Origin of the sequence: Kamptonema animale CS-326 (assembly GCF_028330895.1) — a bacterium.
GTDB classification, from domain to species: Bacteria; Cyanobacteriota; Cyanobacteriia; order Cyanobacteriales; family Microcoleaceae; genus Kamptonema; species Kamptonema formosum.
Map to the genome: position 1 here is coordinate 15,770 of NZ_JAQMUA010000480.1, position 16,665 is coordinate 32,434.

Sequence of the window (16,665 nt, forward strand, 5' to 3'; positions counted from 1 at the left end):
CAGAAATTTATTTCGCCTTGAATGCAGGAAACAGCACTTAGATATGAATAAGCTTCCGCCCATTGATATCGTCATTTGTACTTATAACAATGCTCTTCTTCTAGACAAAGCTCTATCAGCAATTTCCCAACAGCAAGTATCGCCAGAGGTAGAGTGGAGGGTGTTAATAGTCGATAATAACTGCACGGATAACACGCAGGAAGTTATCGAAAAATATCGAGTTTCTGGAACAATTCCGCACCTTTCTACAGGGTCAGAAACACAGCAAGGATTAACCTATGCTCGCCACTACGGCGTTCAAAATACAACCGCTGATTGGATTGCTTTCGTAGATGACGATTGCTTCCTGGCAGAAGATTGGGTGGAGCAAGCTGTTAAATTTGCTGCGACTCATTCTGACTGCGGGGCTTTTGGAGGTCGAGTAATTTTAGATTGGGAAAATTCGCCCCCTAAATATGTATTGAATTATGGGTACTCCTTCGCACAACAAGAACACGGTACAGAACCCCAAAAAAAATCTTGCCTAGTGGGAGCAGGATTAGTTCTTAATAGAGCAGCCCTGACTCATACTGGTTGGATTGATAAACCATTACTTCACGATCGCATCGGCACCAAGCTCATATCTGGGGGTGATGTAGAAATAGCTTTACGGATTTATGGCGCTGGATATGACCTTTGGTACACTCCTGATTGCAAGTTAAAACACTTTATTCCCGCTAGGCGTACTTCTCAACAATACCTGATAGATATTAACTATGGTCTAGGAACCTCTCAAGTTTTGGGCGATTCTCTTCTCTGGTCAGGCTCTTATCGAGATTGGCAGCTAAAATTTATTGGGGATGCAGTGAAAGCTTCTCAAAATATCGTAATTCAATCTTTAAGAGCGGCTTTGGGGCGAATGAATCCGGCAGAAGTAGAGATAAACAAAAGTTTTGTACGCGGTAAGTGGGCCGGAATTAACCGCATGATTCGCATGAGTCCAGAAGAACGAAGTTCGCTATTGGGGCGTGCAAAATTAGTCGTTTAGCCAGCTCATAAATCAATTGTTAGTTTAAGGTAATTTCTGTGAGCAACCCCTGGAAAGTTATTAACGTAGAGCTGAGTAAAGGCATTCCTTCCTTGCCTTTGATAACTGGTTATGGGGGCATTTACACCGTGTTTTGGTGGCATAATATACCCCTTGGTCAACAGGAGATTTTAGCCGATCAGTTGCCAATGTCAGCAACAGAATTGACTAATTTAGCCGTACAAGCAATTACCCCTACCATCGGTAGCCATTTGCTAGAACAAGGTTTTAAAGCGGCTTTGCCAGTTATTTCCAAGAATCCGACACGCGATCGCCCGCCTGAGTTTCAAGCTCTCATGGCTTTGGAACAACCCCTGATGAAGCTCGATAGGCACTTTTCAAACTTAAATACTGAAACTGTTTCTGTTATAATCTGTACTAGAAATCGACCAGAACAATTAGAGAGATGTTTGCGATCGCTCCAAAACTTATCCCATCCTCCCCACGAAATTATTGTTGTTGACAATGCTCCCAGTTCAGATGCTACGCAACAATTAGTTGCAAAAATACCAGAGGTTAAATATGTCTTAGAACCTCGCCCTGGTTTAAGCGTGGCCCGCAATACTGGCATCCGCCATAGTACAGGCAATATTATTGCTTTTACTGATGATGATACGATCGTTCATCCTGATTGGATTGCCAGAATTGCTCAAAGTTTCAGTGGCGATCGCACCGTCGCCATGACCGGACTGATTCTACCAGCAGAACTCGAAAACGAAGCCCAATTAATTTTCCAAAAAGGTCATACTGGTTTTGGGTGGGGATACCGTCCTACGACCTTTGATACTCAATTTTTTGAGGAAATGAAGCCTTTAGCTGTCCCCGTTTGGCGCATTGGTGCAGGGGCAAATATGGCTTTCCGGCGCGAACTTTTTGATAAAATTGGATACTTTGACGAACGGTTGGGAGCAGGCGCTTCTGGGTGTAGTGAAGACTCAGAAATTTGGTATAGAGTGCTTGCAGAAGGCTGGTTTTGTCGCTATGAACCAACAGCAGTCGTTTACCACTACCACCGAGGCGATCTGGATAGCTTGAAACATCAAATGTATCACTATATGCGCGGACATATCGCAGCGCTTTTTGTACAGTTTGAACGTTACAAGCACTGGGGTAACTTGCGTCGGGTTTTCATCGCTTTACCTAGATATTATGTCAAGCGATCGATCGTGGGAGTGTTAACAGGATTTAGAGGAGTCAATAGAACCTTTTTTTCAGAAGTCCTCGGCTGTTTTGCCGGAGTCAAATTTTACCTGCAAAATCAGGGAAATAAAAACCATTAATTTTAAAGCAACAGGAGAAGAAGAGAATGACAACCGTTGAACAGCAAAAGACCGAAGCCAAAAAAGAAAACTTAGGTCATTTTTTATCCCGTAACCCTTTCCCTCATGCCTTAACGCAAGGATTTTTTTACCGGGAAAAGATGCGGGCAATTTACCGAATTGCCCCTGACCTGCCCTTGAAAGAAGTATTAGAAGTAGGCGGCGGCCAAGGCGGATTGACGGCTTTACTCTATCCGCAAGCGCAGATTACTAATATTGACCTCGATCCGAAGTATGCAAATGCCCCTTGTAACCAACAGGAAAAAGTTCGCTTTATCTGCGGTGATGCGACGAATTTACCCTTTGACAATGAATCTTTTGATGTAGTAACGATGTTCGACGTGATCGAGCACGTTCCTGACGATCGAAAAGCAATCTCAGAAGCCCTGCGAGTGCTCAAACCTAAAGGATTTTTATTAATTAGCACTCCTAACGAAAATTGGCGTTTTCCTTACTATGAATTTATGAAACCGCTTTGCCCGCCTGAAGCGGAGGTGATGGCAGAATGGGGTCATGTCCGGCGGGGATATACCTTGGATGATTTGACAGCATTAGTAGGTTTGCCTTGCCAGAAATATGCGACTTTTATTAATCCTTTAACAGTCCTTTGTCATGATGTTGCTTTCTCCCGTTTATCTCCCCTCAAGCGGCAATTTTTATGTACTGCACTCAGTCCTTTAACCTGGGTAAGTTATTGGCTCCATAAACCTGAATCATTGGGGACAGAAACTGCATATGCTTGGCAAAAGCCAGCCTAATTAATTATCCATGCTTCAACCAATCAAGCAACAACAATAAAATTCATGAACTTGATGAATACTCAGCTTAAGGGAAGGTTAAAAAAACATCTTTCATTCTTTATTTGTTGGCTATTAAAGCATCAACAATTAATCGCTATTGTTATCGTGTTTATCCTTAGCTATAGTGTCTTTTTGTTTCGTCTCCACTTGCCTACAATTCGGATGTGGGATGAATCTAGATTAGCTGTAAATTCACTCGAAATGCTCCTTAATGGTAATTTTTTAGTGACTCATTTTGATGGAAAACCAGATATGTGGAATACCAAACCACCCCTATTAATCTGGTTGATGGTAGCTTCCATGAAAATATTTGGTGTGAACGAATTTGCCCTGCGATTTCCTTCGGCAATAGCGGGGATAGCTACGACCTTCATTTTATTAAAATTCTGCAATAGTTATTTTCAAAATATTAAAATTGGTCTGGTCAGCGCTCTAGTTTTAATCACCAGTATTGGATTTGTAGGAGAGCACGTTGGCAGAACAGGAGATTACGATGCTCTGCTTGTGCTTTGGATAGTCATTTATTCACTATCCTACTTTAGCTATTTGCATAGTGATATACCGAAAAAGCGCTATCTATATTTGGTTCTAACAACTATTGCCTTAGTCTTAGCAGTTTTAACTAAAAGTATCGCTGGATTGATGTTTTTACCGGGACTTTTAATTTATACGGCTTGGCGAAGAAAAATTAGAAAAATTTTATTTGCACGAGAAAGTTATTTAGCAGCTACATTTTTTATACTTGCAGTGTCTAGTTACTATCTGTTGAGAAATTATTATAACCCTGGTTATATTAAAAGTGTTTTAGAAATTGAAGTTACAGGGCGATATTTATCATCATTGGAAAACCATAAAGGCGAATTTATTTTTTATCTCGAAGGTCTTTTTAACTCAAAATTTATTCCTTGGATTTATTTTTTGCCAGCCTGCTTTATTGTGACTCAAATGAGTGCTATAGCACAGTTAAAAGAACTTAGCTTATTTGTCTCTGTACAAATAATCTGTTATTTACTAATCATTTCTAGCGCTCAAACAAAATTGCCTTGGTATGATGCACCTTTATATCCGATGATGTCTTTACTGATTGGCTTAGGAGTTGCAGAGTTTTTGCAGAGCATCGCTAATTACTATACCATTAGCAATAAGAATTTAAAGGTAGCTTTTTCAGCTTTAATGATAATTGTGTTATTCTCATTGCCCTATCTTGATATGTTGTATATAAAAATTTACAGGCATCAGGGAATGATCTATGATTGGAGCCAAAAAAATGACCCACAACTAATGTATGGTTCGTACTTTAAGCAACTGCAACAAGAGCAACCAACACTGAAAAAGTTTTATGTAGCTAACAATGATGATTATAATGCTCATCTGCTATTTTATACAAAAAAATACAATCATTTCAACAATAATGAGATTAATGTATTGCCTGCAAAGCATAGTTTTATGGGGGGTAATATAGTGGTCAGTTGTAATCCTGAAATTAAACAATATTTAGAACATAAATATAAATTAAATTTGCTCCATACCAACGGTTTTTGCCAGACCAATTCAATTGGATTATAAAGTGAGAAGATGTTGCTTTCTCTCGTTTATCTCCTCTGAAGCGCCAATTGTTGTGTACAGCTCTCAGTCCTCTAACATGGACGAGTTATTGGCTGCACAAACCAGAATCACTGGGGACAGAAACTGCTTATATTTGGCAAAAATAGGGAGAGAAATCAGGTTTAATTAACCCTCTATTCCTGATAGTTTGGTTTCCATTTATAGCGCCAAAAAAATTAGGTAGAGAGAATTTTTCTGGCTGGGATTTATCAAACCTTGCTAGTGTTGCGAGTCAGATTTGCGGAACCTGCGCTCAAGAGCGATCGCACAAAAATTGCCGCAGTTGCACGCCGATCGCCTCCAGAGAAAAATGAGTTTCCACCCGGATGCGCGCCCGCTTACCCAATTCTCGCCCCCAAGCTCGATCGTCTAAAATGCGACCGATCGCCTCTGCCAAAGCGGTTGCATCCTCGCGGGGCACAACAATCCCCCCATCAGCTTCGCCCCCTTCAAAAATGTCCGGCACTCCCGGTGCATCTGCCGCTACCACCGGCAACCCGCAAGCCATCGCCTCCAGCGGTGCAACCGGAAAACCCTCATGCCGCGAAGCCAGAGTATAAACGTCAGCCGCCGAGAGGTACTGTCGCATCAAAGCGCGATCGCGCACATATTCATTCACCCAAATAATGCCCGGAAGCTGCATCTGAGCAAGCCGTTGGCTTAATTCCTCCGCATCGCTGCCAGTCCCTACCAACAACAGCCGCAAATCTCGGCCTGGGCGATCGCTACATACCCGTTGCCAAGCTGCCAGTAAAATATCTAGCCCCTTGCGGCGGATATCAATCCGCCCGTGACAGGCAACAATTTCAGCCTCACTGGGAAAACCCAGCAATTGTCGAGCTTCAGTGCGATCCATTGGCTGCCACAGTTCCAAATCCAGGGGATTAAAAATGCGGGCAATCTTGGCAGCAGGCACGCCATAGCGAGTCTGCACGCGCTCTACCTCGGTTTGGGAAGCAATAATTAAACCCGCGCTTGCTTTCAGGGCGATCGGACGCGATAAGCCTTCCCAAGGACTAACCTGAAAATCGCCCCCCTGAAACGTGGCAAAAACAGGCAGTCCCATCTGCCACCCCAACCAACTGCAAGCGTCGAAGCGCGGGTACTCGTATTCTTGACAGAGAATTGCTTGACAGTTTTCCCGTCGCAGTTCCTGCGACAGCAACCCCAACGGTGTAGCCAGGTAAGGAGCCACGCTTTTCACCCCCGTCAACACCAGACGGCGAATGCCTCGAACCTCTCCAAACATATCTTGAACCGTCCACCCTTGAGGGTTGACCATCTGGCGGCGGGCAGCTTGGTAGAGCTCAGGTGCTGGGAGGGCGCAGATTGTTGCTCCTGTGTCTTTGTGGGTGTAGTACACAGGTTCCTTGACGCTGCCCAAAATACAGAAGAGGACTGTCCGCACCCCTGCCTGACGCAGCGCCTCAATGTAGCCAAACATCCAGCCGCCCGTTATTTCGTTACAGAAAGCTTCAAAGGAAATCCCAATGGTATCTAAAAAATCTTCGATTAAATCGCCCCAATGCAGAAGGGCGATCGTTGGTTCTACTGAGCTATTATCAAACTTCATTTACTTTTTTATCAACTATCCTTATATAATATCTAGTAAACAAGATCCTACAGCTACAGAAATGTTACGGACTTAGTAGCCGTTTAACCATAGACTTAACTTTGAAGAGCAATAGTTGTAGCTTTTTTTAGAAAAAAGATGTAAAAGCTTAACAATTACTTGACAGAACAAAACTAGCAAGTTATAAAAAAATAGGACTCGCATCAGAGTGAAATCTAAACAACGAATTTTTAGATACTTGATTTGTGGAATTATTACAGCAATTTTCAATGTTGTGTTAATTTATCTCATCATTGAAACCTGGAAATTGAATACACAAATTCTCCGCAATTTTGCCAATATTATGGCAATTGAAGTTTCTTTGATTTTTAGTTTTTTTGTCTATCGAACTTGGGTTTGGGTAAGCCATGACTCAAGCTGGCAAGAAATTCTATGGCAGCAGATCCCTCGCTACCACATCTCTTGTGGATTAGTGGTTGCTACTCGCAGCTTCTTGATTTTTCCTATTTTAGAGGGATTAAAAGTAAATTATCAAATTAATACCTTAATTGGTATTATTCTCGGCTCTGTTATTAACTATGCGATCAGTGAAAAATGGGTATTTAAAAAAAATAAAAATTCCGACCAATCAGGAGATAGCCAATAATTAAAATGAATTCAGCAAACATCCCCCCTACTCGAGATAATCCCGATCTAATCCTGAGTCAAATTTTAGGAATTCGAGAGCAATATCGAGATCTGTATTGGAAAAACCGCGATGCCATCTATCAAGATAGACTGCTATGGAGAGCGCAAACTTTTCGTCATCTAGTTCACCTGATTCCGGGTCAAACTATCTTAGAAATTGGTTGTGGTGAAGGTCTTTTTACAGAACAGCTTCTCAAAGTATCTCGCGGAGAAAATCCGATCGCAGCAGTCACATTTACCGAAATTCCTAAACCAGAAGCTTTGCTTTCTTCAGTTGAGTTTATCAATGCAATCTCTCTGCCGGAAGCCCTTGAAGGACGGCATTTTGATTTAATTGTGGTAATGGATTTATTGGATAAGCGAAATAGCGCCTGGTTTCTCCAAAAAGTTTATGAACTCCTAAATCCGGGCGGTCAAGTCATTTTTTATGACAGTAATCCCTGGAATATCGTTCTGAAATTACGTCGCTTTATTTCTAAATTTATTGGCAAAAAAGATCCCCGGAAACTTCTTAATCGTCCAGAATTATACGAATTAATTTCCGAAATTGGCTTTATTAGAATCTTTGCCATTTTCAACGACTTTGTTTACGCTCCCCTCACCAAAGACTTAATTTGGCTATTACGCAATCTTTCCATTATTCTAGAAAATACTCCTGGGTTAAGAACCCTCGCTGGCTCCATTCTCATTCATGCTCAAAAGCCACCTCGAATTATTGAAAGCCCTCAAATCTCTCTATGCGAACACGAGCAGTTACGGGGAGCTATTTCTGTTGTCATTCCCTGCCATAATGAGGAGATGAACATCGAACCTCTCATTACTCGGCTCAAGGTTTTTTTCGGGGATTATCTACACGAAATTATTCCCGTAGATGACAATAGTCAAGACACCACTCGTGAAGTGATTCAACGTTTAGCAGACGCAGATCCCTTGATTAAACCTGTCTTCCGCGTTCCACCCAATGGCGTAGGAAGAGCTCTTGCGGATGGCTATCGAGTAGCAACAGGGCAGTATATTTTATCAATGGATTGTGATTTTCAGCATCTTCTTCCAGAAATTCGCGATTTGTTTGACCAGGCAAATCAGGGCTATGATGTAGTAGTTGGCAGTCGTTTTTCCCGCCATAGCGTATTGCTTAATTACCCTTTACCTAAAATTATTGCTAATCGAGGATTTCATCTCTTAGCACAGATATTATTCCTACGTCATTTTCGGGATTTAACCAATAATCTTAAACTGCTACGGCGAGAGGTAGTTGAGAACCTAGAACTTACTCAGCCAGGATTTGCCATCAATGCAGAGACAGGACTGCAACCTTTGTTGAAAGGTTATTCACTCATTGAAGTTCCCATTTCTTGGATCAATCGTACCCCAGATATGGGGATGTCATCGTTTCGACTGATCCGAGTAGGTGGAGGATATGGGCAAGTCTTGTGGCAATTGTGGGTAAACAATCTTTGGAAGAAAAGGCGCTAAAAATGCCAATTTCGCGCATTCAAAATCTAGTTAGTAACAATACATTAGGATAATACTTCTATGTCTATTGTTTCCAGCGATCGCAACGCCAAGCTATTCGTGTGGGGTACTTGGTTAGTAATGGTAATAGCTGCTTTTATGTGTTTAGTAAACTATGGGAGAAATATTCCCCTAGCAGAAGATTGGTTCTTGGTTAAGCCCTTGACAGGAAATGAACCCCACCTACTTAGTTGGTTATGGCAGCAGAATAATGAACATCGCATCCCTTTACCACGCCTAATTTTGTTAACTTTGCTCAAGTTTACTAACGGTGATTTTCGTTCAGGGATGGTACTTAATGTCTTGACAGTCGCTTTTGTGGCTGCTGCTGCTATTCAAGTCGCTAGATCTTTACGAGAGGGGAAAACCAGCTATGCGGATGCTTTTTTTCCGATCGCTTTATTAAATCTCAGCAATTGGCCTAATCTGTTTTGGAGTTGGCAGTTTACCCAAGTCTTACCTACTGCCCTCACCTATATTATAGTCTTTATCTTGGTGATTCAACCCACTCTAACAATGCCTTTAGCAGTAGTAATTGCTGGAGTAAGTTTAGTTGCACTTCCCTTTTGTGGAGCGAATGGGTTGTTATTAGTCCCTGTGTTTGCACCTTGGTTCATCTATCGTGGGTTTGTCAACTGGTACGCTACTGATTCCCAAGATAAACAGCGATGGACGAGTATGCTTTCAATCAGCTTGGCAGCGATTGCCTTGTGTTTAATAGGTGTATATTTTATTGGCTATCAACGTCCCACTTGGAATCCCCCCAGTCCCGGTTTAGGAGCGACACTCCAAACAGTTGCTAAATTTTTAGCTTACAGTTTCGGAGCCGTTTCTGCTTATTCGTGGAGTTTTTTTGTACTGATAGCTTTTGGAATTTTTATTCCTACTTTGGTAATAGTCATTTTAGCTATTATCCGCCATCAAGGTTTTGAGAGACAGCGAGCTTTGATGATGCTCTTATTATGTGGTGTTTTCGGTGTTTATTCCTTAGCAGTAGGTCATGGTAGAGCTGGACTGGTTCCCTCTCAAGGATTCCCCATTCGATACGTAATGTTTGCAGTTCCCATGCTGTGTATAGCCTTCTTTATTTGGGAACTGTATGGCTCTCGAAAATGGCAACAAATTGTCCCGTGGGGACTCTTTTTATGGATGTTGTTACTACTGCCTTTAAATACCCTAGCCGGGTTTGGGATGTTTGGCAATTGGTATGATGGTGTGATGGACTCAGTAGAACGAGATATTGCCAATGGAATTCCCCGATCGCTCATCGCTAAGCGTCACCGAGATTCTCTTATTCACTGGTGGAGCGATGGCGAATTAGCAGATAATATGCAAATGCTTTACCAAGATCGAGTCGGAGTTTTTGCCCAAATGCGAGAAGATCCGGGTAATAATTATGATGAAAATCTTGCCCAGTAAAAGAGAATCTATTTCAGCCATTTAAGAACTGCTCTAGCCTATAAATTCTACCTAATTGTACTGGAAAGCATTTCCTTAAGGACTTCAACTAAAACATCATTATCCTCTGTTAAGTCTACGACACGCAAAAGCCCGGAAGCAACTAAATTTTTGGCTTGTTCCCCTGACTCTTGACTGCTGATTTCGGGTGACAATCTGCTCTCTAACCCCTCCTCCCTCGCTTCCGCGCGAATTGCCTTGGCCAATTCATCGGCCGTCCGCCCAGTACCAGCAATCACCAGCACTGGCCGTCCCGCTCTCACGCTTTCCTCAGCATCCCGCCAGGTAACTTTCCCGCCGTTAATGAGTACCGTAACTGATGGCTCTCCATCGGCTAACAGGGTTGCTAAATCAGCCATCCAAGGGCATTCTTCTCCCCATGCTGCGCCGGGAACTAGCACGAAATGAGTGTGATGCTGCTCTAACGCTGTCCCTTTAGCCGGGGGGAGATGGGGGTAAGGGATGGCTACTTTTCCAGAGGGAGCCACGCCGATCAGGGGGAATGTTGTGCCTGTTGCAGCACGGGATTGGCCCATCAACTGCATGATACCGGTATCGGTGCCACCGTCCACAACAGCCGCGCCCAAGGACTGAGCTAGGGGAGCGAGGACTTTGACAAATAACAAATTCAGGCGGGTCATATCCTCTGGGGTGATGCCACTGGCTCCACCTACTAGCACCAATATGGGGCGCGGGCCTTTAAGTCCAATTTGACTGAGAGCAATGGACAAATCAGTTGAACGGTTGACTGGAATGGCTTCTGTCATTAGTTCAATGACATCTGCTTTTTGCCCGTTCCCAAAATCCAGCGTGAAAGGCTGTTTTTTTCCCGTTGGAGGGTGTGTTTCAATTCCCGTTAGGAATTCAGACATTTTTGTAGTGAAGAGAGAGATTTATTACGCTTAATAGGGATTTATAACTATTTGAAACTAGATGCTTTTTATCAGAAGATCCTATATTTGGTTAATTTAACCAAATGAGTCTGTTTTTTGTCAAGAAAGTTTGATGGCTAATCTTTAATCTCGTAGTGCAGAGCGGGGATTAAATACTGCGTCAAGGTAAAAGCGTCTACTCCTAACTCTGTGCGCTCAATGGCTGCAAGTATTCCAGCTTGTGCGTGCCACCAAACTGCTGTTTCTACTACTGATTCTACAGGCTCATCTTTAGCTGCGGCTTGGGCCCAAAGTCCTGCTAGCAAACCTGTGAGTACGTCGCCGCTACCGCCTCTAGCGAGGGCGGGAGTGCTTTGGGGATTAATTAGGGTAGAGAGGTTGCCGATCGCATCTTTCCAAGAGATGCAAACTCTAGCTCCTTTCAACAATACTACAGCACCGCTGAGCTGAGCGGCTTGTTGAGTCACTGTCACGCGATCGCCCATTTTATCGGCTAAATCTGGAAATAAACGCTTAAATTCCCCTGGATGTGGTGAGAGCGCTGTTGGGGCTTTCCGTGTCGATAAGGTGGGAATAGTGCCGAATTGGGCGAGGATATTCAAACCGTCAGCGTCTAGGATTAGGGGGCGATCGCTTTCTAATATACTTTTTACTATAAGTGCGGCTTCTGATGTGAGGCCAGGGCCGACCGCGATCGCGTCGTAAGTAGCGAAATCTAAGCCTACTGGCAACTCCCTAATTGCGCCGTCTGTCGTCTCTGGACAGCCTATAACTAGCGCTTCTGGCAATTGAGCGGCTACCAGCAGTTTGAGGCTTTCTGGGACGGCAATTGAGAGCATTCCAACGCCACTGGCACGAGCTCCCAGAGCGGCCAAAATCGCTGCACCACTGTAGCGGCGGGAACCTGCGACTATGAGCAAATGGCCGTTTGTATATTTGTGAGAGTCGGGGCGGCGGGGAAGGGGAAGGTGTGCGATCGCAGATGCTTTGACAATGCGCTTTACGGCCAGAGATTCGCCGAGGACAGCGGTTATATCTGCGATCGGGATATCAAAATCAATTAATTCTGCTTTACCTATATATTCTAAAGCTTTGTCTTGCAAAAAAGCTAGCTTCCACAAACCCAAACAAAAGGTATTAGTAGCACGGATAGCCGTTCCCAAAACTGCTCCGGTATCGGTGTGTAATCCCGATGGAATATCAATACTAAAAACTGTTTTTTTCCAGCTATTAATTTCTTCGATAGCAGCCGCAAATGGGTTAATTATTTCCCGTTCTAAGCCAAACCCAAACAAGCCATCTATCAGCAAATCGCATTTTGTTAAACTTTCAATATTCTCAAAATAGGGAATATTTAAAGACCTCACATACTGAGCGTGAAAACTTGTTAAGTCTTTCAGTTTATCAAAAGGGCAATAGATAATTACCTGATAGCCTTGGAAGTACAACTCGCGGGCTACAACCAAAGCATCACCGCCATTATGTCCAGGGCCAACTAACACGCCAATAATCGGTAAAGAGAAAGGGGCAATATTTTTTGCTCTTGACTTCCAGACTTCTTGAATCCGTCTAGAAATCAAACCAGCTACTTTTTCCATTAAAGCTGCAACTGGCATTCCCGCAGCAAAGATGCGTCCTTCAATCTCGCGCATTTGCTCAGCCGTGACAACAAATTGGTCAATATTATTTGCCATTGTTTATAAAAAATTTCTGATGAGCTAATCGTTAACAGTTAACCGTTAACAGTATTGTAGGGTGTTTCAGTTCAAAGCGTCTCCCGTGTAAACGAACTATTTGCTTTACTCGCACCCTACTTGCTTAGTTAGTCGTTTAAATGCGAGCGAATACCATAAAACTTACTAAGTGGCTGTAAAGTTTTATTAAAGAAAATCTCACCCTTTCCCATAATATTACATAGAAAATTACAGTAGATTTACTATGGTCATCTTTCTAAAGTACGATATATTAAAAAAAATTTCGTGAAAGTCGAGTTCAGTTCTGGCCAGCAATATTAGTAGGGTGCGTCAGCTAAAATAGACTCCGCTGAAAAGAGAAATGCTGATGTCCTGACGCACCAAGAAAACCGATCGGTAGAAAATACACAACAAAAATTAACCAGGTACTCTATCGTGAACAAGCAAATTATCTTCGTTGATGAGTCTGTACAGGATTATCAAAGCCTTATTCAAAACGCCGATGCCGCTCAAATTTTCATTTTAAATGACAAGTTAAGCGGCATCGATCAAATTACAAACGCCTTAGCAGCTCAAAAAGATATTGCAGCAATTCATATCCTTTCTCACGGCAGCCCAGGCAGTTTAAAACTCGGTGCAGACGTACTCAATGGGAAGGATATAGAAACTTTCAGCAATCAGATAAAACAGTGGGGAAATGCCTTAACAGAAAATGGCGACATCCTATTATATGGATGCGAAGTAGCAGCAGGAGAAATTGGGTTCAAATTTGTTAAAGAACTGAGCGAATTAACAAGAGCCGATGTAGCTGCATCTAATAATATTACAGGCAATGCAGAATTAGGAGGAGACTGGAAATTAGAAGTCAAACAGGGGAACATAGAAACTCAACCCCTGAACGTTCCCAACTACAGCTACACCCTAGCACCAACAGGAGTAGCAGATAACAAAGCCTTGCTGGTCAGTGGAGCACCAACCGCCACAAAAATAGATGTTTTAGCCAACGACACCGGCACCGGAAAGCTGAACGTCCAAAGCATCGTTACTGCCCCCACCAACGGCACTGCAATTATTAATGACGCGATTTATGTCGGCGGCAGTTTCACCACCATCGGCGGAGTTGCACGCAACAGAATCGCTCGGTTGAATAGCGATGGGACGGTAGATACCACCTTCAACCCGGATGCGGATAGTGATGTCTATGAGCTCGCCATAGACAGCAGTGGCAACCCTATAGTAGGCGGCGATTTCACTAACATCGGCGGACAACCCCGCAACCGAATCGCCAAATTAGACCCCACAACTGGTCTTGCCGAAACCACCTTCAACCCAAATGCGAATCTTGGTGTCTATGCGATCGCCATAGACAGCAGTGGCAACCCCATAGTGGGCGGCACTTTCACCAACATCGGCGGACAATCCCGCAACCGAATCGCCAAATTAGACCCCACAACTGGTCTTGCCGAAACCACCTTCAACCCAAATGCTAATAATTTGGTTGGTGCGATCGCCATAGACAGCAGTGGCAAACCTATAGTGGGTGACAATTTCACCACCATCGGCGGACAATCCCGCAACCGAATCGCCAAATTAGACCCCACAACTGGTCTTGCCGATGCTACCTTCAACCCAAATGCGAATAGTTTTATTCAGGTGATCGCCATAGATAGCAGTGGCAACCCCATAGTGGGTGGTAATTTCACCAATATCGGCGGACAACCCCGCAACCGAATCGCCAAATTAGACCCCACAACTGGTCTTGCCGATGCCACCTTCAACCCGAATGCGGATAGTTATGTCAGAGAACTCGCCATAGACAGCAGTGGCAACCCTATAGTAGGCGGCGATTTCAACAGCATCGGTGGACAACCTCGCAACCGTATCGCCAAATTAGACCCCACAAGCGGTGTCGCTCATGCTACCTTTGACCCGAATGCGAATGGTGCTGTCTATGCGATCATGATCGACAAAGGTAGAGAAATCATCTACACCCCCAACGCCAACTTCAACGGTGTAGACACCTTCACCTACACCGCCAAAGACAGCAGCGGCACTAGCAGCCCCATCACCGTCACCGTCCTCGTCAACGACTCCCCTACACTGGATAACACTGGCACACCCACCCTCAACGCCCAAAACCAAAACGACAGCGCCAGTACAGGCACGCTAATTAGCACCATCATCAGCAACAGTGCCGGAATCACCGATCTAAACGCCAGTGCCTCCCAAGGCATCGCCATCAGCGCCTTAGACACCGCTAACGGCACTTGGCAATACACCACCGACGGCACAACCTGGACAAACGCCCCAGCCGTTTCCGCCACCAACGCCTTACTCCTAGCCAGTAACGCCAACACCAGCCTCCGATTCGTACCCAACACAGGTTACAACGGCACTATCACCAATGCCATTACCTTCGCCGCCTGGGATCAAATAGTTGGCACAAATGGCGGTGTCGCCGACTACACCACAGACCGAACTAATAACACCACATCCAGCGTTTTTAGTAGCGCCACAGAAACCGCCGACATCACCATCAACCCCGTACCCACCATCACCAGTGTTAATGCCACCACCGCAGACGGCAGTTATGGCATCGGTACAAACATCGACATCACTGTTCAATTCTCTCAAATAGTCAACGTCACGGGTACACCACAACTGAGTTTAGCCGGTGCAACTCCCGTCGCCAGTTACCTCTCAGGAACAGGTAGCAACACATTAACATTCCGGTACACAATAGCAGCCGGAGATAACAGTGCCGACTTAGATTATGCTTCCACAACTGCCTTATCTTTAAGCGGCGGTACTATTAAGAATGCTGCCACTGCTGATGCCATCTTAACCTTACCCACTCCCGGCGCTGCGAACTCATTAGGTGCAAATAAAGCCCTAGTAGTTGATGGCATTGTACCAACTGTCACCATTAATCAAGCAACAACACAAACCGACCCGACAGCAACTTCACCTATCAACTTTACCGTCACTTTTAGCGAACCTGTCGCTGGTTTCGATGCCAGTGATATCGACTTAACTGCAAGTACAGCCACAGGAACATTAACACCAACCATCACAGGTAGCGGCCCTGTTTACAACGTCGAAGTCAACGGCATGACAGCGGGAGGTAATGTTATTGCCAGCATCAAAGCTAACGGCGTTACCGATACAGCAGGTAATAACAATACTGCCAGTACAAGTACAGACAATACCGTTGCTTATAACGACACATTCCCCACAGTTACATCCATCAACCGCGTTAATACATCTCCCACTGCTGCGACTACCGCCACCTACGAAATCAAATTCTCAGAAGATGTTACAGGTGTAGATGTTTCTGACTTTACTTTAGTACCAAATGTTGTAACTGGTGCAACTATTGGCACTTTAACTGCTGTTGATGCTAAAACTTACCAACTGCAAGTTAATACAGGTACGGGCAGCGGTTCAATTGGGTTAAATTTAGTTGATGATGATAGTATCAAAAATAGCCTGGGAGTAGCATTAGGCAGTGCAAATGCTGGCAATGGTGACTTAACGGGACAAGTTTATGACATTGACAAAACTCCGCCAACTGCTAGTTTAAATGCTGTTGCTGATATTACGACAGCCGGAGGTACAAGTCAAAGTTTGACTGTCACTTTCAGCGATACTAATGCTGTCGATGTTTCAAGTTTGGACAGTTCTGATGTTTTGATAAATTGGTCAGGCGGTGACATTCCTGCTACTTTTGTCAGTGTCGATACTAATAGTAATGGTACGCCTCGGAGTGCAACTTATTCATTTACTCCTCCAGGCGCAAGTTGGGATGAGCTTGATAATGGAACTTACACTGTGAAGTTGCAAGCAAGTCAGGTTAAAGATGCACTTGGTAATCCGGCTGTTGCTGCTAGCTTAGGAACTTTTAATGTTGCGGTTCCGGTGCCGACTGCAATGCCAACGCCAATTCCAACACCAACGCCAACACCAATTCCAACACCAACGCCAATTCCAACACCAATTCCAACACCAACGCCAACGCCCATTCCAATTCCAACACCAACGCCAACACCAATTCC

11 protein-coding genes are annotated in these 16,665 nt (G+C 44.1%); 8 read left to right on the forward strand and 3 right to left on the reverse strand.

Going from position 1 to position 16,665, the window contains the following annotated elements:
• The first annotated feature begins 43 nt into the window (after positions 1-43).
• From PN499_RS27970 to PN499_RS27985, 4 genes are read left to right on the forward strand one after another with little or no spacing between them, the layout of a single operon-like run.
• A complete protein-coding gene (locus PN499_RS27970; protein WP_272036711.1) occupies positions 44-1,027 on the forward strand; it encodes a glycosyltransferase in 984 nt (327 codons plus the stop codon).
• 38 nt (positions 1,028-1,065) lie between these two features.
• Complete coding sequence (locus PN499_RS27975; protein WP_272036713.1) at positions 1,066-2,346, forward strand: glycosyltransferase family 2 protein; 1,281 nt, start codon at positions 1,066-1,068, stop codon at positions 2,344-2,346.
• 26 nt (positions 2,347-2,372) lie between these two features.
• The gene (locus PN499_RS27980; RefSeq protein ID WP_272036716.1) at positions 2,373-3,143 is read left to right on the forward strand and encodes a class I SAM-dependent methyltransferase; all 771 of its coding nucleotides are present in this window, start codon (positions 2,373-2,375) and stop codon (positions 3,141-3,143) included.
• 45 nt (positions 3,144-3,188) lie between these two features.
• Complete coding sequence (locus PN499_RS27985) at positions 3,189-4,751, forward strand: ArnT family glycosyltransferase (RefSeq protein WP_272036718.1); 1,563 nt, start codon at positions 3,189-3,191, stop codon at positions 4,749-4,751.
• Positions 4,752-5,043: 292 nt separating this feature from the next.
• On the opposite strand, the gene PN499_RS27990 is transcribed toward PN499_RS27985, so the two are convergent.
• On the reverse strand, positions 5,044-6,363 hold the full coding sequence (locus tag PN499_RS27990) for a glycosyltransferase family 4 protein (RefSeq protein WP_272036720.1): 1,320 nt from the start codon (positions 6,361-6,363) through the stop codon (positions 5,044-5,046).
• A 208-nt stretch (positions 6,364-6,571) separates the two neighbouring features.
• Here PN499_RS27990 and PN499_RS27995 point away from each other — a divergent pair, with 208 nt between their 5' ends.
• From PN499_RS27995 to PN499_RS28005, 3 genes are read left to right on the forward strand one after another with little or no spacing between them, the layout of a single operon-like run.
• Complete coding sequence (locus PN499_RS27995) at positions 6,572-7,009, forward strand: GtrA family protein (RefSeq protein WP_272036722.1); 438 nt, start codon at positions 6,572-6,574, stop codon at positions 7,007-7,009.
• A 5-nt stretch (positions 7,010-7,014) separates the two neighbouring features.
• Positions 7,015-8,526 (forward strand): glycosyltransferase, encoded by a 1,512-nt coding sequence (locus tag PN499_RS28000; protein ID WP_272036724.1) that lies wholly within the window; start codon positions 7,015-7,017, stop codon positions 8,524-8,526.
• Positions 8,527-8,586: 60 nt separating this feature from the next.
• Positions 8,587-9,984, forward strand: a complete 1,398-nt coding sequence (locus tag PN499_RS28005) for a hypothetical protein (protein ID WP_272036726.1) — start codon at positions 8,587-8,589, stop codon at positions 9,982-9,984.
• Positions 9,985-10,031: 47 nt separating this feature from the next.
• On the opposite strand, the gene PN499_RS28010 is transcribed toward PN499_RS28005, so the two are convergent.
• Together PN499_RS28010 and PN499_RS28015 are read right to left on the reverse strand one after the other, a co-directional pair.
• On the reverse strand, positions 10,032-10,895 hold the full coding sequence (locus tag PN499_RS28010) for a hypothetical protein (RefSeq protein WP_272036728.1): 864 nt from the start codon (positions 10,893-10,895) through the stop codon (positions 10,032-10,034).
• A gap of 137 nt (positions 10,896-11,032) precedes the next feature.
• Complete coding sequence (locus tag PN499_RS28015) at positions 11,033-12,610, reverse strand: NAD(P)H-hydrate dehydratase (protein WP_272036729.1); 1,578 nt, start codon at positions 12,608-12,610, stop codon at positions 11,033-11,035.
• 435 nt (positions 12,611-13,045) lie between these two features.
• Here PN499_RS28015 and PN499_RS28020 point away from each other — a divergent pair.
• Positions 13,046-16,665 (forward strand): DUF4347 domain-containing protein (locus tag PN499_RS28020; protein WP_272036731.1); only part of this gene is annotated, 3,620 nt, incomplete at its 3' end.

Coding starts and splice junctions, on each gene's coding strand:
- PN499_RS27970 (WP_272036711.1), top strand. CDS start 44: ATGAATAAGCTTCCGCCCATTGATATCGTCATTTGTACTTATAACAAT.
- PN499_RS27980 (WP_272036716.1), top strand. CDS start 2,373: ATGACAACCGTTGAACAGCAAAAGACCGAAGCCAAAAAAGAAAACTTA.
- PN499_RS27985 (WP_272036718.1), top strand. CDS start 3,189: ATGAACTTGATGAATACTCAGCTTAAGGGAAGGTTAAAAAAACATCTT.
- PN499_RS27990 (WP_272036720.1), bottom strand. CDS start 6,363: ATGAAGTTTGATAATAGCTCAGTAGAACCAACGATCGCCCTTCTGCAT.
- PN499_RS28000 (WP_272036724.1), top strand. CDS start 7,015: ATGAATTCAGCAAACATCCCCCCTACTCGAGATAATCCCGATCTAATC.
- PN499_RS28005 (WP_272036726.1), top strand. CDS start 8,587: ATGTCTATTGTTTCCAGCGATCGCAACGCCAAGCTATTCGTGTGGGGT.
- PN499_RS28010 (WP_272036728.1), bottom strand. CDS start 10,895: ATGTCTGAATTCCTAACGGGAATTGAAACACACCCTCCAACGGGAAAA.
- PN499_RS28015 (WP_272036729.1), bottom strand. CDS start 12,610: ATGGCAAATAATATTGACCAATTTGTTGTCACGGCTGAGCAAATGCGC.